Genomic DNA, 20,995 nt, shown 5'->3' on the forward strand with positions numbered 1-20,995 from the left:
CCTGGTGCTTCTGATCACCTGCCCGTGGTGCGGTCCTCGGGACGAGACCGAGTACCACTACGGGGGACAGGCTCACGTCCCCTACCCCCAGAACCCGGCGGAACTCTCCGACGCGGAGTGGGCCGAGTACGTCTTCTACCGCGACAACCCCAAGGGCCCCTTCGCCGAGCGGTGGGTGCACAGCACCGGCTGCCGGCGCTGGTTCAACGTCCTGCGGGACACCGCCACCTATGAGGTGCTCGCCTCCTACCGGCCCGACGAGCCCCGCCCCGGAGGGAACCGATGACCGACCAGCACTTCCGGCGCCGGCAGGGTGGCCGTATCGACCGCGGCACCGTGCTGCGGTTCACCGTCGACGGGCGGGAGCTGACCGGGCACCCAGGCGACACCGTCGCCTCGGCCCTGCTGGCGAACGGCCTCGTCGAGGTCGCCCCGTCGCTCTACCGCCATCGCCCTCGCGGCATCGTCTCCGCGGGCGTCGAGGAGCCCAACGCCCTGGTACAGCTTGAGGGCCCGTGCTCGGAGGGCATGCTTCCGGCGACGACGGTGGAGCTGTACGACGGCCTGTGCGCCACCACCCTGTCCGGCATGGGCCGGCTCGACCCGAGCCCCGACCCCGCCGTCTACGACAAGAAGTACGTGCACACCGACGTCCTGGTCGTCGGCGCCGGACCCGCCGGGCTCGCAGCCGCCGCCGCTGCCGTGGAATCCGGCGCGCGGGTCATCCTCGTCGACGACCAGCCCGAGCCCGGCGGTTCGCTGCTCTCCGGCCGCACCGAGAGGGTCGGCTCGCGGACCGCCCTCCAGTGGGTCGCCGACGTGCGCTCGGCACTCGACGCCGCCCCCGAGGCCGTCGTACTGCAACGCACCACGGCCTTCGGGTCGTACGACGACAACTACGTGCTGGCCCTGCAACGGCGCACCGACCACCTCGGAGCCGACGCCCCCGAACCGTCCGCGGGCGTCTCCCGCCAGCGGCTGTGGCACATCCGGGCCCGCCAGGTGGTCCTGGCGACCGGCGCGCACGAGCGCCCCCTGGTCTTCGCCGGCAACGACCGCCCCGGGGTGATGCTCGCCGGGGCCGTGCGCTCGTACCTCAACCGGTACGCCGTGGCTCCGGGCACGCGGGCCGTGGTGAGCACGACCAATGACAGCGCCTACGACACGGTCGCCGACCTGCACGCCGCCGGGATAGACATCGCCGCCGTCGTGGACGCGCGCCCCGAGCTGTCAAACCGGGCCGCCGCAGCCGCCGGGGCGACCGGGGTGCGGGTGCTGACGGGCAGTGCGGTGGTCGACACCGCGGGCGGCAGCCGGATCACCGGTGTCACCGTCCGGGCTCTCGACGACAGCGGTCGGCTCACCGGTGATCCGGAGTCGTTCGCCTGCGACCTGCTCGCGGTCTCGGGCGGGTGGAGCCCGGTGGTGCACCTGCACAGCCAGCGTCAGGGCCGGCTGCGCTGGGACGAGGAACTGGTCGCCTTCGTCCCCGACGGCACCGTGCGGGACCAGCAGGTCGTCGGTGCGGCCCGAGGGACGTACGACCTCGACAGCGCTCTGGCCGAAGGGGCGCGGGCCGGTGCGCGGGCCGCGACGGACGCCGGGTTCCCGGTACCCGTGCCGCCGCCCGGCGATGCGCGGTCCGGGTCCGGCTCGGTGCGTGCGCTGTGGCTGGTACCCGCGCCTGACGGGGACCCCGGCAGCTGGGACACCCACTTCGTCGACCTGCAGCGCGATGTCACGGTCGCCGGTGTCTGGCGGTCCACCGGCGCCGGCATGCGCGGCGTCGAGCACGTCAAGCGCTACACCTCGCTCGGCACGGCGAACGACCAGGGCAAGACGTCCGGTGTCAACGCGATCGGCGTCATCGCCGAGGCCCTCGGCGGTTCACTCGGAGAGATCGGCACCACGGCCTACCGGGCACCGTACACACCGGTGGCGTTCGCCGCCCTGGCCGGGCGGGAGCGCGGCGACCTGTTCGACCCGGAGCGCACAACCTCCCTCCACAGCTGGCATGTCGCTCAGGGCGCGGAGTTCGAGGACGTCGGGCAGTGGAAGCGCCCCTGGTACTACCCCCGGCCCGGTGAGGACATGGACACGGCCGTGGCCCGTGAATGCCGCGCCGCCCGTGAGGGGGTCGCGTTCATGGACGCCTCCACCCTCGGCAAGATCGAGATCTGGGGCGCGGACGCGGGCGAGTTCCTCAACCGGATCTACACCAACGCCTTCAAGAAGCTGAAGCCCGGCATGGCTCGCTACGGCGTGATGTGCAAGCCCGACGGCATGATCTTCGACGACGGTGTGACGCTGCGTCTGGACGACAACCGCTACTTCATGAGCACCACGACCGGTGGCGCCGCCGGGGTTCTGGACTGGCTGGAGGAGTGGCTGCAGACCGAGTGGCCCGAACTCGACGTCCACTGCACCTCGGTGACCGAGCAGTGGGCGACGATCGCTGTCGTCGGCCCGCGATCGCGCGAGGTCGTGGCCCAGATCGCCCCCCAAGTCGACCTGTCCAATGACGAGTTCCCCTTCATGGCCTTCCGCGAGACCACCCTGGCCTCCGGCGTCCCGGCCCGTATCTGCCGGATCTCCTTCTCCGGCGAACTCGCCTACGAGATCAACGTCTGCGCGTGGTACGGCCTGGCGGTCTGGGAGGAGGTGTACGCGATCGGCCGGCCGTACGGCATCACTCCGTACGGCACCGAGACCATGCACGTCCTGCGGGCCGAGAAGGGCTACATCATCGTCGGCCAGGACACCGACGGCACCGTCACACCGCACGATGCGGGGATGTCGTGGGTGGTCTCGAAGCAGAAGGACTTCATCGGCAAGCGGTCCTTCTCCCGCACCGACACCTCCCGCACCGGCCGCAAGCAGTTGGTCGGCCTGCTCCCGGCCGACCGCACGACCCGGCTGCCCGAGGGCACCCAACTCGTCGCGCCCGGCGTGCCGATCACTCCCGAGTCCGGGCCGGTGCCGATGCTCGGCCACGTCACCTCCAGCTACCACAGCCCGGCCCTCGGCCGCCCGTTCGCCCTCGCCCTCGTCGCCGACGGGCGGGCAAGGACCGGCGAGACCCTGCTCGCACCGGTCGGCGATGCCCTGGTGCCCGTCGAGGTGACCGACTTCGTCCTCTACGACCCCGAAGGGACCAAGCGCGATGGCTGAGCCGACGATCGACACGGGCGCGGGACCGTTGGCCCTGCGCACCAGCCCCCTGGCGCATCTGGAGGAACGGATGCGTGCCGCCGGCGTCACCGGCGCTCGCGGCGTCGCGCTGACCGAGTGGCCGTTCCTCACCATGGTGAACCTGCGGGTCGACCCCGCTTCCGGAGCGGCCGACCGCATCGAGAAGACCCTGGGGGCGCCGCTCCCGCGGCTGTGCGGCCACACCAGTGCATCCGGTCCGCACACGGTCGTCTGGCTCGGCCCCGACGAGTGGCTCGTGCTCTCCCAGGCCGACGGGACCGCTGTGACCGCCGAGTTGCGGCAGGCGCTCGCGACAGACCCGGGCTCGGTCGTGGACGTCTCGGCGAACCGCACCACGCTGGAGCTGAGCGGCCCGGCCGCCCGGCAGGTGCTGGAGAAGGGCTGCCCACTGGACCTGCATCCCCGCGCCTTCGGGCCCGGCCGGGCGGTGTCGACCACGGTGGGACCGGTCCCCGTGCTGCTCTGGCAGGTCGACGACCGGCCGGCTTACCGTCTCTTCCCGCGCTCCTCGTTCGCCGTCTACCTGGCCCACTGGCTCATCGACGCGATGAGCGAGTACCGCGGCCCGGAGGTCCCCTGAACCGGACGGAGTGAGAGCCTGTGTCACATACCCGGTCGGATCAGCGCGCCCGGCCGGAGATGTGATAAAGGCTCTGACGGATCAGCCGAGGAACTTGTCCGCCAGCAGGCGTGCGATGGTCCAGTCCTGCATGGCGACGCCCACGCTCTTGAACACCGTGCGCTTGCCGTGGCCGGCGGGGGCGGAGGTGAGGGCGGTGCCCAGTTCGGTGAGGTCGTCCTGGCTGAGGGCGCCGGCTCGGAGGGCATGGATGATCTCGCCGGACTCCTCCAGGACGGCACCGAGTTCGTCGATGATGACGGTGCTGTCGGCCAGCAGTTCGTCCGGCAGTTCGCGCATGGTGGGGCGGAAGGCACCGATGGCGTTGACGTGCACCTGGGCGGGCAGGGCGGACGCCGGGAAGAGCGGGCTGGTCGCGGAGGTGGCGCAGCACACGATGTGGGCGTCGCCTACGGCGGAGGCCGGGTCGGTCCCGACACGGATCTCGGTGCCGTCCAGCTCGGCTCGGAGGGTGTCCGCCAGGGACCGGGCGCGTTCCTCGGTGGTACCGACGACGGTGAGGCGGCGCAGCGGGCGGACCGTGTGCACGGCACGGACCTGGTCGGGGGCCTGGCCGCCGGTGCCGATCAGGGTGAGCCGGTCGGCGTCGGGGGCGGCGAGGAGGTCGGTGGCGACCCCGACCGCCGCGCCGGTGCGCAGTGTGGTGACGGCGCCGGCGTCCGCGATCAGATGGTCGAGCCGGTCCAGGGTGCTCCATACGACGGTGCCGGTGATCGCGGGCGCACGGTCGAAGTTCACGCTCAGGGTCTTGACCATGGCGGACCGGGTCGGCCGGTGATGGGCGGACATCACGAGGAACCGGCCGTCCCGCAGCGCGGTGCGCGTGGGCATCTCGAACTCCCCACGCGCCAGCCCTGCGAAGCCGCGGCGCACCGCGTCGATGGCCTCGCGCATCGACACGGCCGCACGGACCTCGTGCTCGCTGAGACTGATGGTCTTCATGGAACTCCGTCCGTCGTGATCTTATTTACACCCTATTGATCCCGACGACCACATAGCTGTCGCCGTACTGCCAGACGGCACCGGCACTGCCGAACCCCGCCTGCCGTAGCAGGTCGGCCAGCTCGGGGTCCTCGGCGACGGCCGTCCGCCAGGAGGACCAGTCCTCGTGGGCGAAGACCCGCTGTCGCTCGGCTCGACGACGTCCGATGTGCGCGGAGATGCCGGCGAGACCTGCTTCGTCCTGGGGCAGGTGGTCACCGTTGACGAGGACACCGCCGGGTCGCAGCAGGCCGGCGAGCTGCCGGTAGGCGCGGCGCAGGCTGTCCGGGGTCAGGTAGTGCAGTGCCGTCGTCGACACGGCCGCGTCCAGCGGGCGGTCGAGGCGGGGCTGCTGGGCCGTAAGACCGGCCGGGGATTCCATCCGTACGACCGGGGCTGAGGCCGCCTGTGCGGTCATTGCTGAGACCGCCCGTGCGGCCACGGCCGAGGCCGCTACCCGGCCGTCGCCGGCACCGCCCACTGGTCCGGACCCGCGTAGGAGGCGAGGTGCCGGATCGGCGCGCTGTGCACGGGCCACGGCGACCGGGCGGCGCGGCAGGGAGGCGACGAGCGTGGCGTTGTCGATCACTCGGCTGACGGCCATGGCGACGCTGGACGCGTCCAGCACGTGGCTCCTCGCAAGGTCAGGTGCGGGGACGGATGTGCTTGAGCCTTCCCGGCGGCCGGCCGCAATCTGCGAAAACTGCGCATTCTGCGGATGCTATGTTCGCGATCGAGGAGATCCAGGCGATCGAGGCAGGCGGGGCGGGGAGGTGCGCGCATGGCCCGTCGACCGGCGGGCTTTCTGGATCGCCCGCACCCACAACCCCGGGGCGGTTTCGGGCACCGCGCCCCGCGCGCCGAGTTCGCCGTCCCGCTCGGCTGCGAGCTGCGGCACGCGGACCGGCTCGTGTACGCCGAGGGGATCGCCCTGGACGGCCCTCGGGCCGTGCCCCCGTCGGCCTGGGCTGCCGGATCTGCGAGCGCCGCGACTGCGCCCAGCGGGCCCGGCCCCCCGGCCTGCGGACGACTGGCCATCGACCCGGACCGGCATACGTATATGGCGTACCCGGTCGAGTCCCGCACCCCATGACACCGCTGACACGGACAACAGGAGCAGCCGCGTGACCAGCCGCGTGACCCTCGTCTCGCCCGCCACCAGCCCGTCGCTGCGGCAGGCCCGCTTCTACGACGGCGGCTCCATCGACGGCATCGGCGCGGCCCGTGCTCGTACGGCGGCCGGGTCACTGCCCTCACCTGCCCGGATGGTCACTTCCCCCGGTGTGCGCTGCCGGGAGACGGCCGCGGCACTGGGCCTCGACGCCGTACCGGTACCGGAGTTGGCGGGCCTCGATGTGGGCCGGTGGCGGAGCCGCACCCTGCAGGAGGTGGGCGCGGCGGAGCCGGAGGCGGTGGGCCATTGGCTCACCGATCCCGGCTGGGCGGAGCACGGCGGGGAGTCGGTGCGGGACATGTGCGAGCGGATCGGCCGCTGGCTGGACACCGCCCAGGACACGGACGGCCGTACGGTCGCCGTGGTCGAGCCGGAGGTGATACGGGCGGCCGTCGTCGGCGCCCTGGGCCTGTCCGCCTCGGTCTTCTGGCGCCTCGATGTGCCGCCGCTGACCGCGACCGAACTCAGCGGCCGGGCCGGGCGGTGGAATCTACGACTGGGACGCCCGCTGGCCGCGCCGGAGGAGGACTAGGAGCCGTCATCCGGATCGCCTCGCAGCCCGGGCATCGTGACCGAGGGCTGCGGGCTGCGGGCGCATCACCCGCCTGGTCGGGCGTGAGACGGAGGGCCCGGGGCCGGCAGCGCCCGCCGGTCGCGAGGTGAGGCTTCGTGGTCGGTCCGTCGCGGGATCGCCCGAGGGCACGAAGCTGCAGCTCGCTGTCCGGGGCCCCTTGTGCCGGGCCCCGGCAGCGCGCCGGTGGGCACGGGCGATGGCGGAGTCCACCGCCACCGCCCGGTCCAGGTCGCCTTCGACGCCGGCCGGGACGAGTCGGTGAGAGACGCCCTGGGACCTGTCCGCCGCGTCCTGTCGCAGACGCGGGGCCGGCACGCCCTCCCGGCGCCGTCACTTTCCCTCGACCTGATCCGCCGGACCGGCCCTAGCCGGCCGAGGGCAGGGTGAGCCGCTGGCCCGGCTGAATCACATCCGGGTCCGGTCCGATGACGTTCCGGTTGGCTTCGTACAGGCGCTGCCAGCCACCGTGCACGGAGATCTGCCGCGCGACGCCGGACAGGGTGTCGCCCTCGCGCACGGTGTAGGTCGCGTGGGAGCGTTGACCGGTGCCGCCACGCGAGTGTGACGTGGCCGCGGCGTGCAGGGGAACGCCGGGCTGCCGGGCCGGGGCGCTCTGCCCGCCGTCTCGCGCGAGGTGTGCCCGCACCGAGCAGACCGGCCATGCGCCCGGCCCTTGCCGGGCGAGCACCGCTTCCGCCACATTGATCTGCTCCGCCCGGCCGGCCAGATCGGCCCGCGGCGCGTACGCGGTTCCGCCGTACGCCACCCAGGTGGGCTGGGTGAACTGCAGCCCGCCGTAGTTGCCGTTGCCGGTGTTGGTGCTCCAGTTGCCGCCGCTTTCGCAGGCGGCGACCCGGTCCCACGTGCTCGCGGAGGCCGCTCGGCTGACAGCGGGTGCGAGGAGCGGCAGGACGATGCCGAAGCTGGTGACGGTGAGGGCGGTGCGGAGCGACGGCAGGAGCCGTGAGGGCGTGGTGTGGCGGTGCCGCGGTCGTGCGGTCATAGGCCTTCCTCTCCACTGCGGTTCCCACCCACCGGTGGTCCCGGCGGGCTTGTCAGCAGTACGGCAGTGACGCCCGACGGCTCACAGGGCGCGAAGAGCTCACGGATCGTCGTGCGCCGTCACGTGCCACCGCCCGATGTGATGACGACCCGTCAGGTCCGGTGGGGTCCGCGCACGCAAGTGGGCACGAGAGCACGAGAGCTGGGTCGCGTGCTCGGGGTCCCGTTGCCTCGCCGGAAGAGGGGCCGCAGGGGTGGCGCACGCCTACGGCGGGGTGGGGAGCGCTCCGCCCGGATGCGGCGGCCGGGATGGCACCGTCGCAGTACTGAGCACTGCGGCGAACGGGCGAGGAGGCGCACACGATCACCGGTCGCGCGATGATCCGCGTCTTGGACAACACAAGGGGAAGGACTGAGAGCAAGGCTCGCACGATCCCGTACGTGGATCAGGTAAGGGAATATAGGTCAACGCTCACCTTCCTCCTTGAATGAGGCATCGGCCGCCCCCGTACTCACAGGTGCAACACAAGACGAAATCAGCGGCGATCAGCGCCTGTTGACGTCCCCTCAGGAAGGAATTCGGGTCATGTCCTTCGCCAAGATCACGCTGGCCAAGAAGGCCAAGAAGAAGGAATGCGGCGGCGCCGCCAAGGCCAAGCACCACAAGAAGCACCACCACCGCAAGCACAAGAAGGCTGCCGCCAAGTAGTACGGCCTCGCGGAACACGACCACACAGGCAGACCGTGCCGGGGTCCGTCGCGCAACACAGGCATACGACGGGCCCCGGCACGCCGTCGGATCGGGCAGTGCCCAGGAAGCGCCGGCGATGCACACCGCAGCACCCCTCACCATGTCCGCGGCCGGATCCGGGGCGGAAGCCGCGGCCGGTGCCTCGTCCCGGATGCGCCACGCGCGTATCTCGCCGCTGGCCGCGTTCCGTACGTTCTGGCCGCTGGTCAGCGTCAACCGCGCGACCGTGCTGGTGTCCGCCGCACTGCTGGTGGTCTCCGCCGGATGCGACGCGGGCGCGATCGGGATCGTCGGCGTCCTCACCGACGATGTGCTCGCCCCCGGCCGCCTCAGCGCCTTCTGGGGACCCGCCGCCCTCTGGCTGGGGCTTGCCGCGGCCGGTGCGGTCGCCTCCGCGGCGGGCGGCTGTCTCGCCGGCTGGACCAGCGAACACTTCCTGCTCGGCCTGCGCGACCGCGTCTTCCGGCATCTGCAGCAGGTGCCCCCGGACGCCCTGGACCGCTTCGGCACCGGCGATCTGGTCTCCCGGCTGACCGGCGACATCGAGACCGTCGAGTCGCTGGTGGCCTCCGCGCCCGTCGAACTGATCACCTCCGCCGTCGGGGCGGTGGTGTTCGCCGCGGCGGCCCTGTGGACCAGTTGGCAACTGGCGCTGATCACGCTGGCCGCCGCCCCGTTGATCTGGTTCGGCGCCCGGTGGTTCGGCACCCTCATGCGCTCCGCCACCCGCGCCGAACGCGACAGCAACGGCCGACTGGCCGGCCTGCTGGAGGAGAGCCTGGCCAACATGCCCCTGGTGCAGGCCTACGGCCGGCAGCAGGCCGAGAGCAGCAAGGTGCATCGCGAAGGACGCAGTTGGATGCGCGCCGGACTGCGGCAGATCCGGCTGTCCTCGGTGTACGGCCCGATGGGCGAACTCGTCGAGACCCTCAGCGTGCTGGCCGTGATCGGCGCCGGGGCCTGGCAGATCTCCGAACACCACCTCAGCGTCGGCGGCCTGCTCTCCTTCGCCGCCTTCCTCGGCTATCTCCACCCCAAGCTCCAGGAACTCGGCGAACTCGTCGTCAGCGCCTCCTCCGCAACCGCCGCCTGCGAACGCCTCATCGAGGTGCTGCGCACCGGCACGGTCCAGGAGACGGCTCCGCGGCCGGACGTCCCGCCGCTCACCGAACCGGTGCGTGGCGCCGTCACCTTCGAGGACGTCGGCTTCTCCTACCCCGGCAGCGGCGGTCCTGTGCTGAACCGGGTACGTCTGGACATCACCCCCGGTCTCCTCGTCGCGGTCACCGGACCCAGCGGCACCGGCAAGTCCACTCTCGGCAAGCTGCTGCTGCGGTTCCACGAGCCGTCCCGGGGCCGCATCCTGCTCGACGGCCGGGACATCGCCGGACTCCCCGTGGACGAGGTGCGCAGGCACATCACCCTTCTCCCGCAGGACAGCATGCTCTTCGACGGCACGGTCCACGAGAACATCACCTACGGCCGTCCCGACGCCACCGAGGAGGAGGTCCTCGCCGCCGCCGTCGCCGCCGACGCCCACGGATTCGTCGGCATGCTCCCCGACGGCTACGACAGCCCCGTCGGCAAACGGGGCAACAACCTCTCCGGCGGTCAGCGCCGCAGGATCGCCCTCGCGCGAGCCATGCTCCGTACCGCGCCCGTCCTGATCCTCGACGAGCCCACGGCCGGACTCGACGACGACTCCACGGCCCGCATCATGGCGCCACTGCGCCGCCTCACCGCCGGGCGCACGACCTTCCTCATCACCCACGACCTGCGCCTGACGGCCCAGGCCGACCTCGTCCTGCACCTGTCGGACGGCACGGCGGTCATCACGGCCCCGGGCAGGTCATCGACAACCGGGACGAGGCCGGGTCACGAGGCGGCCTGAGGGCCGACAGGCCGACGCCGCGGTTCAGGCTGCCGTATCGCGGTGACGGCGCAGCAGTGCCGCCACCGCGCAGCGCAGGCAGGCAGGCGGCCTTGCTGGCGTCCTCCACGAAGGGCGACCGCCTCGTGGCCGCCGAGGCTCCGGAGAACGCCAGAGGGCCCTCGGAAGGTTCCGAAGGGCCCTCTGTTGTCCGGAAGGAGTCAGTGCGCGGCCGGAACCGCTCGGCTGTTCGGGGCCGTGGCCGGCTTGGGGTTCAGCACGCGCTCGGCCAACTCGCCGAAGACGAGGCCGAATCCGCTCCACAGCACGATCTGGATCGCCAGAGCCGAGAGCCGGAACCGCCACAGCAGGGTGGCCGAGAAGTCCTTGGGCACCTCGTTGACGACGGGCAGGAACTGGTAGGCCAGGCCGATCACGACGGCGAACGCGGCCACCGCGGCCACGGTCGCCCACCAGGTGCCCAGGCTCGGCGCGAGCCGCTTGCCCAGGATGGTGGCGGCGACAGCCAGGAGGACGCTGAGCACCGTCATCAGGAAGTACAGGGTGGTCCGCTTGCCGATGGTGTCGGGGTTGCCGACCGACGGCGGAGCGGCCGGGTACTTCAGGAACGGCACGACGTACACGGCGAGCAGTGCGCAGCCCGACAGCAGCAGTGCCGTGGCGCGCGGGCTGAAGCGGCCCACGCGGCCCAGGGCGAAGCAGAAGGCGAGCGCGGCGATGCCGCCGAAGGCAACGCCGTAGACGAGGACGCCGGTGGCGAGGCCGGCGGTGGACTGCAGGGAGCGGGAGACGACCTCCATCTCGGGCCCGTGGGAGTGGGCGTCCTCGTAGCTGATCGCCTTGTCGACGTTCGGCTCACCGAGGAGATAGGCCACGATCAGGGCAAGCACACCGGCCGCGAGGCCGGTGACCATGCCCCGTACAAGAAGTTTCCGTACGGTTGCGGAGTTCATGGGCGTGCGGAGTCCCTCGCGTCAGTGGCAGGGGAATCCGAGCAGGTGGCGGGCGTCGTGCACCCACTCGTGGACGCCCGTGCCGTTGAACACGGAGGTGGCGCCCTGCTCGGCGCCGACGAAGTAGAGCAGGATCATCATCAGGACGCCGAAGAAGACCGCCCAGGGAGCAATCGCCTTCAGTGGCAGCTTGGCGGGAACGACGGGGGTGGTTGCTGTCGGCTGGGCGACGGTCTGCGCCATGGCAGGACCTCCTCTGGGAGTTCGCGTCCCATCTCGGTGGTGCACATGACGACGGCCACGGGTCTGACTCGCGAGCCCCTGGGGGTCCCTCATACAGTGGCGCGACCGTGCCGGATTCCCACCGGCTTCCGTGTCGCCGTCGTCGATATCGGATCGACCGTACCGCGCGACGCGCGCATGCCCAAGACCGCCTCCGCCCGACGTGATCTTCCTCTCCCGCGACGCCGACGGCGGAGTCCGCCGGGTCGTGGATGCGCACCGGTGCGTGCGTGTCAGCTCCATCTTCGTGGACAACACGGAACACCTCACGGAGCACATGCAGTGCGGCGATGACGCCACGCGCACTTCACGCCGGGGGATCCGCGCGGCGCCGGGGCGGTGTGAAGGTGTACAGGTCGAGGATGTCCGGCAGGGGAGCCACGCCCGGCCCGCCGGCGCGCACCCAGGTGACGATGTCCTCGGTCGCGTCCGCGTCGTTGACGAGCCCGAGCCAGACCGGCCGCGCACCGGCGGCCCGGCCCGCGGCCGAGGGCTGTACGACGATGACGTTGGCCTGATCGCACACGTCGAGGCAGTCGGAGACACGGACCGGCATCTCCGCCCGCAGCCGCGCGGTCTGCGCCGCGTGATCGACCCCGGTCACCTTGGGGCTGCCGCAGCAGCAGTCCCGGCACACCACGACCCGGCACGGCGCCGCACCGCCTGATGCATTCTCCGTCGGCCTCTCGGGCACGCCGCACCACTCCCCTCCCGGGGAGATCCGCCCCGGTGTCCGTCGAGGAGGCGACCGCGTGAGTCTCCTGGCTCCCGGGTCGTCACTCGCCCCGCCTTCCCACCCCGGACGGGGCGGTGGCCTGCCGGAACTCGCTCACCGGTCACAGTGGCGGGACCGCGCCTGATTTCCACCGGCTTCCTCGGACCGCCGTCGCCCTGATGTCGTCGATCATCATCCCATCACCGGCGCCGCGGCCGGCAGGCGCCCTCGGGCGCATGCTGTGAGTGAGGCTGCCGTGACCTGTGAGCGGTCCGACCGCCCTTCGGGGGCATACAGAATGTGATCGACCTGTCGCTTTCCGCACTGAATCCGGGAGCCGTGGATGCAGAAACAGGAACAGACCGTCGTTCACCGTGGTGAGACCCTGGCGTGGAACGGGTTCGTCACCGGACCCGATCTGCTCTCGACCGAGGAACTGGAGCAGGTCTCACGGCGTCTGCTCGGGACGGATCTGGCCGGGGCGAAGGAGGCGGCGGGCAAGGAGCTGCTGCCGTTCGGGGTGCCGCGCGGCCAGGTGCCGGCCATCGTGCTCGGCACCGCGTCCACGCTGAAGGGCTGCTTCGAGGCCGACGTGGCCCAACTGGCCCTCGGCCGCTCGCCGGACGACTTCTCGGCGTACAACGAGGCCCGGGCGGTGTATCTGGCCGCGCCGGGCGACCTGGTGGTGGGCCGGGGCGAGCCGTGGCGGCAGGCGGTGGCGGCGTCCGAGGCGGTCCCCGTGGAGGTCCCCGAGCTGCGTTACTACTACCTGACGCACGCCCTGCTGGCGATGGCGGTCGGCTCGTTCCCGGACCGGCCGGCCGCACCGCTGGAACGCCTGGTCCGGCAGCTGAGCGCGGTACCGGAGACGGTGGTGCGACTGTTCGCGATCGACGCCGAGGCACGGGTGCTGCTGCTCTGGCTGAAGCGCGCGGCGGGCCTGGAGCAGCTGCGGGTGGACGCCAACGGGCCGGAGGTCGCCGAGCGCTGGAACCGGAAGACGACGCTGTACCCGACGGTCGAGGACGCGGTGGGCCTCCCCGCGCCGGGGGCGGGCAGCTCCCCGGAGACCACCTTGGCAGCCGAGGCCGAAGTGACCGCGTTCCACCGGGAGTTCGGCGTGCTGCTGCCCCGGCTGCCCGGCTACTCGGTCTCCCGGGCCGGCGCTGACGAGGCCCAGCTGCGCCACCGGGTGCACACGGCGGCCCGCCTGCTGCGCGAACGGTACGGGCTGGAGCTCGGCTGCTTCAAACCCGCCGAGGCGCTCACCGGCAGCAGGATCCGCATGGCGGTGCCGCTGGCCGACGACGCGGCGCTCAACGCGCTGGCCCGCCAGGCGATGGAGACCGAGGAGGACTACGTCCTGGAGGCGCACACCCACTATCTGCGCCACCGCGTCCCCGGCTACGAGTTCATCCTGGCACCCTCCGCCCATGTGGTGGCCGGGCAGCCCGCCGAGGGCGGAACGGTGCAGATCACCCGGGGCAGCGTCTGGGAGGGCAGCGTCTACGTGGACGAGGAGACCTGCGCCCGGTTCGACATCACGGCCGCTCAGTTCCGTGCCGTACAGGAGGGCATGGCGGCATTGCACGGCGCGTTCCGGGGGGCGGGACGCGATCTGGGGTTCGTCAAGGGCGGCGTGGACTTCGCCATCGCCCGTCTGGGTGGCCGTTTCGGCCGGCGGCCTGTGGTCGCCATGCAGGATCTGAACCTCTCCTCGAACGGCGCCGAGTACGTGCGCGCGTTCCTCGCCGAGGCGCGGGAGGTGCTCGGCAGGCGGCGGGGGGTGTACGCGGCGACGAAGGTGGTGCGGCCGGCGGCGGAGACGGATCTGAAGCGGCTGGAGGACAGCGTCGAGCGGCCTGGGCACGAGGGGTGGGCGCGGGCGATCACCTCCGTGGCCGGGCGCTGGGGTCTCATCGGGGTGGCGGCTCCGTGTCCGCGGCAGGCGGCGCAGGAGGTCCTGGAACTGGAGCAACGACTGCACCGCGCCGGGCTGCTGCGCACCAGCGTGTGGGACGAGTCCGTACAGCCCGTCTGAGGCGGGGCGGTCAGGACCGCTTCTCTTGATGCGTGGAGCGGGTCTCCTCCCGGCCGCCGGCCGCGAGCCCGGGAACACGGCCCGCTCCGCGCTCCACGGGCACACCGTTCTCCTCCGTGGCGCGGCGGGCAAGGAGCAGCGGTCCGGTCATGACCGTGGTCAGCACCGCCATCACCACCAGGATCGAGTAGAACGCCTGGTCGATGAAGTGCAGTTGGAGTCCCACGGTGAGGATGACGATCTCGGTGAGGCCACGGGTGTTCATCAGCACCGCGACGGTCCGCGCCTCCCGCCGGGGCAGTCCGGCCGCGGCGGCCCCCAGGCCGGCACCGGCCATCTTCGTCACGACCGCGACCGCCAGCATCACCGCCAGCTCGCCGAGGTGTGCCGCGCGGAACGTGGTCAGATCGACGCGGGTGCCCGCGACCACGAAGTAGACGGGGAGCAGGATCTGGGTGGCCGACTTCTCCAGTCCGTCCATCACGGAGACCCGCAGCCGCTCCCCGGCGCCCTCCCGGGGCATGACCGCGCCGAAGGCGAACGCCCCGAAGACGAAGTGGACGCCGAGCCATTCCGTGGCCGCGCAGGAGGCCATGAGCCCGGCGGCCACCACGACCACGGCCGCCGCCGGGTCCGGCGTCCCCGCCCCGCGCCCGCGCAGCAGCCGGGCGGCCAGCGGGCGCACCACCCAGATCAGCAGCGCCAGATAGAGGGGCACGAACGCCATGTGCCAGGACTGTGTACTGGTGAACAGTGCGCCGACGACAGCGAGGCAGGCCCAGGCGACCAGGTCGTTCACGCCCGCGGCGGTCATGGCGATCCGGCCGATGGGGGTGTGGTTGAGCCGTTGGTCGGCGAGGATCCGCGCGAGGACCGGGAAGGCGGTGACCGAGAGGGCGACGCCGGTGAACAGCACGAATCCCGGCGCGCCCGAGGGCGCGTGGTCCGCCGCGAACGGCAGCGCCGCGAGGCAGCCGCCGGCCAGGGGCAGCAGCACCGAACCGGTCGCCACGCACAGGGCGGTACGGCCGCTGCCGCGCAGGAAGGCCGGGTCCATCTCGTAGCCGATGACGAACATGAACAGGGCCAGGCCGACGTTGGCCAGTGCCCCGAGGAGCGGCTGGACCTCGTCGTACGGGACGGCGTCCCGCCAGCTCCAGGTCTGGGACAGCAGGGTCGAGCCGAGCAGCACACCGGCGACGATCTCGCCGACCACGGCCGGCTGTCCCAGCCGGCGGGAGCCCGCGGCACACAGCCGCGCCACCCCCAGCACGAGGGCCAACGCCAGGAAGAAGTAGGCCGTCTGATTGTTCATCAGCTCCCCTTCGCAGCCGGGCTCCGGTCGGCGGGGCGGTTGAGCACTGCTCGGCCGATGAGGTCGCGCATCACCTCGCTGGGTCCCGCGGCGATGGTGGCGGCGCGGGCGTCCCGCTGGGCGCGGGCCGCGCAGGAGGACTCCAGGTAGCCGTGCGAACCCTGCAGCTGCAGTGCGGTGTCGGCGATGCGGCAGGCCAGTTCGGTGGTGTGCAGTTTGGCCATCGAGCACTCCACGGCGGGCAGTTCGCCCTGCTCGTACAGCCACGCGGTGTGGTACACGAGCTGCCGTGCCGCCGCCAGTTCGGTCGCCAGGTCGGCGACGCGGTGCACGAGCGCCTGCTTGTGGGCGAGTTCCTCGCCGGCGACTTCGCGTGCGCGCAGGAAGGCGCGCAGCTCGTCCAGGGAGCGGTCCATGCCGCCGAGGGCCAGGGTGGCGGCGACCAGGCGTTCCAGCTGCAGTCCGCGCATGAGGTAGTAGAAGCCGTTGTCGAGCCGGCCGATGAGACGGCCGGCGGGGACCCGCACCGTGTCGAAGGTGACGGTGGCGGTGCCGGCGGAGCGCCAGCCGAGGGTGCGCTGCGGGGTGCGGGTGACGCCGGGCAGCGCGGTGTCGATCACCAGCAGGGACAGCCCGGTCGCGCCTCGGTGCCCGGACCCGCCGGGGGCCGTGCGCACCGCGGTGACGAGGAAGCCGGCGGTCATGGCGTTGCTGACCATCGACTTGGTGCCCTCGACGACGAAGTGATCGCCGTCCCGCGCGGCCGTGGTGGCCAGGCCCGACAGGTCGGCCCCGGCGCCCGGTTCGGTGATCGCGAGGGCGGCCACCCGCTCGCCCCGCACGGCCGGCGCGAGGTACTCCTGGCACAGGCCGGGCCCGCCTGCCCAGGAGAGGTAGTGCGTGGCCATGTAGGCATGGACGGAGACGGCCGCCCGCAGCCCGCCGAACCCGGTGCGGCCGAGTTCCTCCAGGAAGACGACGGAGGTGAACAGGTCGCGTTCGCCGCCGCCGACGGCACGCGGGTGCAGCAGGCCCAAGTAGCCGCGCTCGCCGAGGAGTTTCCACACCGGGGCGGGTACGGTGTCCTGTTCCTCCCAGCGGGCGGCGTACGGCATCACCTCGGCGGCCAGGAACGCCCGCACCTCGTCGCGGAAGGCGGCGTGGCCGTCGTCGAAATAGGGTGACCTCACGATCCGTCGCTCCTTCGTCGCTCCGCCAGGCACAGCGTGATCTCGTCGTCGAGCAGCCCGAGCAGGTCCCGGGCACGTTCGTGCAGGAAGAAGTGGCCGCCGGCGAGGGGGTGGGCGCGGAAGCCGTGCGGCGCGAGGGCCTGCCAGGCGGCCACCGCGTGCGGTGGGGCGACGTCGTCGTCCTCGCCCCAGAACGCGGTGACGGGCACGGGCAGCGGATCCGGTGCCGGGCGGGACCAGGTCTCGGCGAGCCGGATGTCCGCGCGGAGCATCGGGTCGAGCATGGCCATCAGGCGGGGGTCGGCGAGGACGTCGGCGGGTGTGCCGGCGAGTCTGCCCAGCTCCGCGCGGAACCCGTCCGGCGGCAGGTCGTGGATCGCGGGCAGGGCGCGCGGCACCTGCGGTGCCCGGCAGCCGGACAGCAGGACCCGCTCGGGTGGCCGGGCGAGCGGCCGTACGACGGTCTCGTAGACCAGCATCGCGCCCATGCTGTGCCCGAACAGCAGGTAGGGGGAGGCGACATGCTCGTCCAGCGCGGCGGCGAAGTCCCGCGCCAGCGACGGCCAGTCCGGCGGCACCCACTCCCGCAGCCGGTTCTCGCGTCCCGGCAGCCGTACGGCGACCAGCTCGGTGTCGGCGGGGAGCCGCTCGGCCCACGGCCGGAACACGCCCGCTCCGGCTCCGGCGTAGGGGGCGCACACCAGTCGCAGTCGGGCTTCCGGCCGGGGCAGCGGACGGTGGAACCAGCGTCCGGACTCCGCGGTAGGGGTCCCGGCCGTTCCGGTCATGTCCGGCTCCTGCAAAGGTGTTGCGGCTCGGCACAGGTCCCAGCCGCCCCACTCCCGCCACCCGGCTGCGGCTCGGTGCGGGCGGTTCCGGCCGTCCCTGTCATATCCGGCTCCTGTCGGGCGGCTGTTGGGGCTCGGTGCGGGCCGGGGTCGGTGGGGCGGGGCGGCGGCGGGTGTGGGTCACGAAGGCGGTGCACAGGCCGGCGAGCAGGCCCCAGAAGGCGGAGCCGATGCCGAGCAGGGTCACGCCGGAGGCGGTGGTGAGGAAGGTGACGACGGCCGCCTCGCGCCATCGCTCGTCGGACAGGGCGCTGCTGAGCGAACCGCCGATGGTGCCGAGCAGGCCCAGCCCGGCGATGCCCGCGACCAGGGCCGGGGGCAGGGCGGTGAGCAGGGAGCCGACGGCTCCGCCGAAGGTGCCGACGCAGAGGTAGAAGATGCCGGCCCAGACCGCCGCCGTGTAGCGCCGGCGGGGGTTCTCGTGGGCCTCGCGGCCGGTGCAGATGGCGGCGGTGATGGCGGCGAGGTTGAGGCCGAACAGGCCCAGGGGCGCGAGCAGGAGGTTGACGCCGCCGGTCCAGCTGATGAGCGGCGACACCGGAACGTGGTAGCCGTCGTTGCGCAGGACCGCCACGCCGGGCAGGTTCTGCGAGGCCATGGTGACCACGAACAGCGGCAGGCCCACGCTGATCAGCACCCGCCAGGAGAAGTCCGGGGCGGTGAAGACGGGCGAGGCGACCTGGAACCGCACCCCGCCCAGATGCAGCGAGCCCTCCGCCGCCGCGGCGACGACTCCGGTGACCAGCGCCGCGATGACGGCGTACCGAGGCTGCCAGCGGCGGGACAGCAGGTAGGCCACGAACATCGGGAAGACCACAGCGAAGCTGCCGTGCATGCTGCTGAACAGCCGGGTTCCGAATTCCAGGAGGACTCCGGCGAGCAGCCCGGCTGCCAGCGGCACGGGGATGCGGTCCATGCCGCGCTCGAACCAGCCCGTCACCCCGCATACGGTGATGAGGGCCGCGGAGAGCAGGAAGGCGCCCACGGCCTGCGCCATGGTCGCTCCGTGCAGGCTGGTCGCCATCAGCGCCGCGCCCGGCGTCGACCACGCCGTCACCACCGGCGCCCGGTAGCGCAGCGACAGGCCGATGCAGGTCACGCCCATGCCGACGCCCAGCGCCAGCATCCAGGAGGTGAGCTGGGCCTGGGTGGCGCCCGCGGCCCGGGCCGCCGTGAAGACGATCGCCGCCGAGCTGGTGATGCCCACCACGACGGCGATCAGTCCCGCCGCGACGGCCGACGGGGGCGCCGCCCGTCGCAGCAGGTGGTGCGTGGAGCTCATGTACGCGCTGTCCTTTCGGGATCCCCACTCGCCTCGACGGCTGCGGCCACCGCGCCGAAGGTGCTGTCGGTGAAGATCAGATCCGGGGTGAGGGCGTCCTCACCGAGTTCGCTCTCCAGGGTCGCCATCAGGCGTACGGCGGTCAGGGAGTCGCCGCCGAGGTCGAAGAAGTCCGCGTCGGGCCGTACCGCCTCCGGGCCGAACAGCTCCGCCCAGATCCGGGCGAGCACGGCGACCCGCGGGGAGGCGGGGACACTCGGCTCCCGGACGGGCCCGTGATCGTCGGTGTGGGCGGTGAGATCGGCGGTGAGGGTGTAGCGGCCGGGCGCCGGCACCGAGGGCAGGCGCCGGGCCACGAGGTCGCGCAGTTCCTCCTCCAGCCGGCGCAGGGTCAGGCCCCCGGCGGGTGCGGTGAGGGTCGTGGGTGTGGTGTCGGCTCGTGGGCGCCGGGCGTAGACGGTGTGACAGGGGGTCAGGGCGAGCCGCGGGTCCTGTTCGTGGGTGACGCCGAAGCCGCGGCCCCGCAGTTCGGCCAGGACGGCGGCGAGACGTCCGTCGACGTCGTGGACCTCCATCACGATCCGGTCGATGCGCGGCCACAGCTCGTCGTCGATGCCGTCCAGGACCTCGGCCTCGGCCTTCTCCACGTCGATCTTCAGCAGGTCGACGCGGGCGAGGCCGTGCTCGTGGACGACGGCGGTGAGCGTGGTCACGGGCACCTGGCGGGTCTGCGCGGTCATCCGGTCGGCCGCGAGACGGTCCAGGTGCTCGCCCTGCCGCGCGTTCGCCCCGGTCAGCAGATAGCCCTTGAGCACCTCCAGGTCCTCGGCGGTGTCGGCGAACCGGCCCGACATGACGCTGTTGTGGGGGTAGAAGGTGAACTCCGCCAGGCCCTCGGCGCGGCCCAGCGCGGTGCGCAGGACCGTGGCGTCCACCTGGTGCAGCTCGGCGTTGACGGCGACCGCGTCGGCCAGCTCGGCGACCGGCTCGACGGCGATGATCCGGGCACCCGGACTGCGCCGGGCCACGCAGAGCGTGAACATGCCGATGTTCGCCCCGACGTCCAGCACGACGGCGCCGGCGGGCAGGGTGATGCCGTGCCGGAAGTAGGCGTTGTCGGTGAAGATCTCGCGGTGGAGGAACTCCGTCTCGCTGCGGTTGAGTCCGGCCACCCGTACCTGTCCCGCGGGCTCGTGCCAGCCGAGGGCGGCACCGAGCCGGCCGGCCGTCTCCAGGGCGACGGAGCGGTGCAGCACGGCGGCCGCGACGGGGTCGGGCACGATCCGGGCGTGCCCGTCACCGTCAGGGTCGCCGGTGACCAGCGCGTCGGCCACCGCGGGGTGTTCCCTGAGCACCTCGGCCAGCTGCTTGTGCCGGGCGCTGTCGGCTGTCTCGTTCATGTGCCCTTCCGTTCGGGGACCGTCACGGAGTGCAGGAACTCCCGGGCGAGCGCGACCAGTTCGCCGCCTCCGTCGAAGGCGGTGAGGTGGTCGCCGTCGGGCATCGTGCGCAGTTCGGCCCGCGGCAGGCGTGCGGCGACGAACTTCGAGCCGGCGGGGTGGGCCGTGGTGTCCCGGTCGCTGGTGACGACCAGGGCCGGCTGCGGGGCGTCGAGCAGCCCACGGCAGTCGGCCGACATGATAGCGCCGTTCAACAACCCGTAACGGTACAGGAGTTCGGGGGTGGCGTAGGGGTGGATGAGGTAGTGGGCGATGTCCGGGCGCAGGGCTTCCAGTGTGCTGGGCCGGCTCATCAGCCGGTGCATGGCCGCCGCCTGGGCGCGCCCCCGGGAGACCATGGTCAGCAGGGACTCCACATCCCGCTGGTGGGTCGTCTTGGGTGCCTCGCCCCCGAGTTCGTAGTCGCCGTGCCACAGGCTCAGGGAGGTGATCCGGTCCGAGCGGGCGGCCGCCGCGAGCGCGACGACCGCTCCCCCGCACAGCCCCAGCGCGTGAGCCTCGGCGATACCGAACCCGTCGAGGACGGCTAGCACGTCCTCGCTCTGGGCGTCGAGCGTGTGGCCGGCCAGGTCGCCGAGGCCCGTGCCGTCGGCGGCGGCGAACAGGCCGCGGCTCTCCCAGGTCACGACCCGGTACTCCGCTGCCAGGGCGCCCAGCCAGCGCGCCACCAGGCCGACGGGCAT

19 protein-coding genes, 1 pseudogene and 2 riboswitches are annotated in these 20,995 nt (G+C 72.5%); of the genes and pseudogenes, 8 read left to right on the forward strand and 12 right to left on the reverse strand.

Going from position 1 to position 20,995, the window contains the following annotated elements:
- The first annotated feature begins 4 nt into the window (after positions 1-4).
- Genes M878_RS55410 through M878_RS55420 form a run of 3 tightly spaced genes read left to right on the forward strand, consistent with a single transcriptional unit; the run spans position 5 to position 3,793 of the window.
- The gene (locus tag M878_RS55410) at positions 5-286 is read left to right on the forward strand and encodes a sarcosine oxidase subunit delta (protein ID WP_023545122.1); all 282 of its coding nucleotides are present in this window, start codon (positions 5-7) and stop codon (positions 284-286) included.
- Positions 283-3,171: a sarcosine oxidase subunit alpha family protein gene (locus M878_RS55415; RefSeq protein WP_023545123.1), complete on the forward strand. Its 2,889-nt coding sequence runs from the start codon at positions 283-285 to the stop codon at positions 3,169-3,171. Before M878_RS55410 ends, M878_RS55415 begins: the two co-directional genes overlap by 4 nt.
- Entirely contained in the window at positions 3,164-3,793 is a 630-nt protein-coding gene (locus M878_RS55420; RefSeq protein ID WP_023545124.1) for a sarcosine oxidase subunit gamma, read from the forward strand. Before M878_RS55415 ends, M878_RS55420 begins: the two co-directional genes overlap by 8 nt.
- 81 nt (positions 3,794-3,874) lie before the next feature.
- On the opposite strand, the gene M878_RS55425 is transcribed toward M878_RS55420, so the two are convergent.
- Entirely contained in the window at positions 3,875-4,795 is a 921-nt protein-coding gene (locus tag M878_RS55425; protein ID WP_023545125.1) for an ornithine cyclodeaminase family protein, read from the reverse strand.
- A 25-nt stretch (positions 4,796-4,820) separates the two neighbouring features.
- Positions 4,821-5,462 (reverse strand): class I SAM-dependent methyltransferase, encoded by a 642-nt coding sequence (locus tag M878_RS99490; RefSeq protein ID WP_023545126.1) that lies wholly within the window; start codon positions 5,460-5,462, stop codon positions 4,821-4,823.
- A 166-nt stretch (positions 5,463-5,628) separates the two neighbouring features.
- Here M878_RS99490 and M878_RS93690 point away from each other — a divergent pair.
- Positions 5,629-5,927, forward strand: a pseudogene (locus tag M878_RS93690) (short-chain fatty acyl-CoA regulator family protein); the annotation flags it as partial.
- A gap of 31 nt (positions 5,928-5,958) precedes the next feature.
- The gene (locus tag M878_RS55435) at positions 5,959-6,540 is read left to right on the forward strand and encodes a histidine phosphatase family protein (protein WP_023545127.1); all 582 of its coding nucleotides are present in this window, start codon (positions 5,959-5,961) and stop codon (positions 6,538-6,540) included.
- Between the two features lie 406 nt (positions 6,541-6,946).
- On the opposite strand, the gene M878_RS000000100995 is transcribed toward M878_RS55435, so the two are convergent.
- The gene (locus M878_RS000000100995; RefSeq protein WP_023545128.1) at positions 6,947-7,585 is read right to left on the reverse strand and encodes a LysM peptidoglycan-binding domain-containing protein; all 639 of its coding nucleotides are present in this window, start codon (positions 7,583-7,585) and stop codon (positions 6,947-6,949) included.
- Positions 7,586-8,170: 585 nt separating this feature from the next.
- Between M878_RS000000100995 and M878_RS000000101000 the strand changes: the two genes are divergently transcribed.
- Together M878_RS000000101000 and M878_RS55445 are read left to right on the forward strand one after the other, a co-directional pair.
- Positions 8,171-8,293: a hypothetical protein gene (locus M878_RS000000101000; RefSeq protein ID WP_023545129.1), complete on the forward strand. Its 123-nt coding sequence runs from the start codon at positions 8,171-8,173 to the stop codon at positions 8,291-8,293.
- A gap of 118 nt (positions 8,294-8,411) precedes the next feature.
- The gene (locus M878_RS55445; protein WP_023545130.1) at positions 8,412-10,226 is read left to right on the forward strand and encodes an ABC transporter ATP-binding protein; all 1,815 of its coding nucleotides are present in this window, start codon (positions 8,412-8,414) and stop codon (positions 10,224-10,226) included.
- A 200-nt stretch (positions 10,227-10,426) separates the two neighbouring features.
- Here the strand turns inward: M878_RS55445 and M878_RS55450 are convergent, their stop codons facing one another.
- The 3 genes from M878_RS55450 to M878_RS55460 form a co-directional block, all read right to left on the reverse strand.
- Positions 10,427-11,179: a CbtA family protein gene (locus tag M878_RS55450; RefSeq protein WP_031224191.1), complete on the reverse strand. Its 753-nt coding sequence runs from the start codon at positions 11,177-11,179 to the stop codon at positions 10,427-10,429.
- 21 nt (positions 11,180-11,200) lie between these two features.
- Positions 11,201-11,422, reverse strand: a complete 222-nt coding sequence (locus tag M878_RS55455; protein ID WP_023545132.1) for a CbtB domain-containing protein — start codon at positions 11,420-11,422, stop codon at positions 11,201-11,203.
- Positions 11,423-11,458: 36 nt separating this feature from the next.
- Positions 11,459-11,603: riboswitch (cobalamin riboswitch) on the reverse strand.
- Between the two features lie 165 nt (positions 11,604-11,768).
- Complete coding sequence (locus M878_RS55460) at positions 11,769-12,155, reverse strand: hypothetical protein (RefSeq protein WP_245238047.1); 387 nt, start codon at positions 12,153-12,155, stop codon at positions 11,769-11,771.
- A 60-nt stretch (positions 12,156-12,215) separates the two neighbouring features.
- A riboswitch (cobalamin riboswitch) is annotated at positions 12,216-12,338 on the reverse strand.
- A 181-nt stretch (positions 12,339-12,519) separates the two neighbouring features.
- Here M878_RS55460 and M878_RS55465 point away from each other — a divergent pair.
- Complete coding sequence (locus M878_RS55465; protein ID WP_023545134.1) at positions 12,520-14,217, forward strand: hypothetical protein; 1,698 nt, start codon at positions 12,520-12,522, stop codon at positions 14,215-14,217.
- Between the two features lie 10 nt (positions 14,218-14,227).
- Here M878_RS55465 and M878_RS55470 read toward each other — a convergent pair whose 3' ends face one another.
- From M878_RS55470 to M878_RS55495, 6 genes are all read right to left on the reverse strand, one after another.
- Positions 14,228-15,532 carry a cation:proton antiporter domain-containing protein gene (locus M878_RS55470; RefSeq protein WP_023545135.1) on the reverse strand — a complete coding sequence of 435 codons (1,305 nt, stop codon included), beginning with the start codon at positions 15,530-15,532 and terminating at the stop codon, positions 14,228-14,230.
- The gene (locus M878_RS55475) at positions 15,532-16,722 is read right to left on the reverse strand and encodes an acyl-CoA dehydrogenase family protein (RefSeq protein WP_023545136.1); all 1,191 of its coding nucleotides are present in this window, start codon (positions 16,720-16,722) and stop codon (positions 15,532-15,534) included. The genes M878_RS55470 and M878_RS55475 overlap by 1 nt, the downstream gene beginning before the upstream one ends.
- Positions 16,719-17,510: a thioesterase II family protein gene (locus M878_RS55480; RefSeq protein WP_023545137.1), complete on the reverse strand. Its 792-nt coding sequence runs from the start codon at positions 17,508-17,510 to the stop codon at positions 16,719-16,721. Before M878_RS55480 ends, M878_RS55475 begins: the two co-directional genes overlap by 4 nt.
- Before the next feature lie 100 nt (positions 17,511-17,610).
- Positions 17,611-18,852 (reverse strand): benzoate/H(+) symporter BenE family transporter, encoded by a 1,242-nt coding sequence (locus tag M878_RS55485; protein WP_023545138.1) that lies wholly within the window; start codon positions 18,850-18,852, stop codon positions 17,611-17,613.
- On the reverse strand, positions 18,849-20,252 hold the full coding sequence (locus tag M878_RS55490) for an FkbM family methyltransferase (RefSeq protein ID WP_023545139.1): 1,404 nt from the start codon (positions 20,250-20,252) through the stop codon (positions 18,849-18,851). The genes M878_RS55485 and M878_RS55490 overlap by 4 nt, the downstream gene beginning before the upstream one ends.
- On the reverse strand, positions 20,249-20,995 hold a 747-nt coding region (locus tag M878_RS55495), incomplete at its 5' end, for an alpha/beta fold hydrolase (protein WP_023545140.1). The genes M878_RS55490 and M878_RS55495, both read right to left, overlap by 4 nt.

Source organism: Streptomyces roseochromogenus subsp. oscitans DS 12.976, from assembly GCF_000497445.1.
In the GTDB taxonomy this organism is placed as follows: domain Bacteria; phylum Actinomycetota; class Actinomycetes; order Streptomycetales; family Streptomycetaceae; genus Streptomyces; species Streptomyces oscitans.

Bases quoted from the DNA above. Each gene is read 5' to 3' on its own strand.
- M878_RS55485 (WP_023545138.1), bottom strand. From the start codon at position 18,852: ATGAGCTCCACGCACCACCTGCTGCGACGGGCGGCGCCCCCGTCGGCC.
- M878_RS55455 (WP_023545132.1), bottom strand. From the start codon at position 11,422: ATGGCGCAGACCGTCGCCCAGCCGACAGCAACCACCCCCGTCGTTCCC.
- M878_RS55470 (WP_023545135.1), bottom strand. From the start codon at position 15,532: ATGAACAATCAGACGGCCTACTTCTTCCTGGCGTTGGCCCTCGTGCTG.
- M878_RS55445 (WP_023545130.1), top strand. From the start codon at position 8,412: ATGCACACCGCAGCACCCCTCACCATGTCCGCGGCCGGATCCGGGGCG.
- M878_RS55415 (WP_023545123.1), top strand. From the start codon at position 283: ATGACCGACCAGCACTTCCGGCGCCGGCAGGGTGGCCGTATCGACCGC.
- M878_RS55450 (WP_031224191.1), bottom strand. From the start codon at position 11,179: ATGAACTCCGCAACCGTACGGAAACTTCTTGTACGGGGCATGGTCACC.
- M878_RS55465 (WP_023545134.1), top strand. From the start codon at position 12,520: ATGCAGAAACAGGAACAGACCGTCGTTCACCGTGGTGAGACCCTGGCG.
- M878_RS55420 (WP_023545124.1), top strand. From the start codon at position 3,164: ATGGCTGAGCCGACGATCGACACGGGCGCGGGACCGTTGGCCCTGCGC.
- M878_RS000000100995 (WP_023545128.1), bottom strand. From the start codon at position 7,585: ATGACCGCACGACCGCGGCACCGCCACACCACGCCCTCACGGCTCCTG.
- M878_RS55425 (WP_023545125.1), bottom strand. From the start codon at position 4,795: ATGAAGACCATCAGTCTCAGCGAGCACGAGGTCCGTGCGGCCGTGTCG.
- M878_RS55490 (WP_023545139.1), bottom strand. From the start codon at position 20,252: ATGAACGAGACAGCCGACAGCGCCCGGCACAAGCAGCTGGCCGAGGTG.
- M878_RS55480 (WP_023545137.1), bottom strand. From the start codon at position 17,510: ATGACCGGAACGGCCGGGACCCCTACCGCGGAGTCCGGACGCTGGTTC.
- M878_RS000000101000 (WP_023545129.1), top strand. From the start codon at position 8,171: ATGTCCTTCGCCAAGATCACGCTGGCCAAGAAGGCCAAGAAGAAGGAA.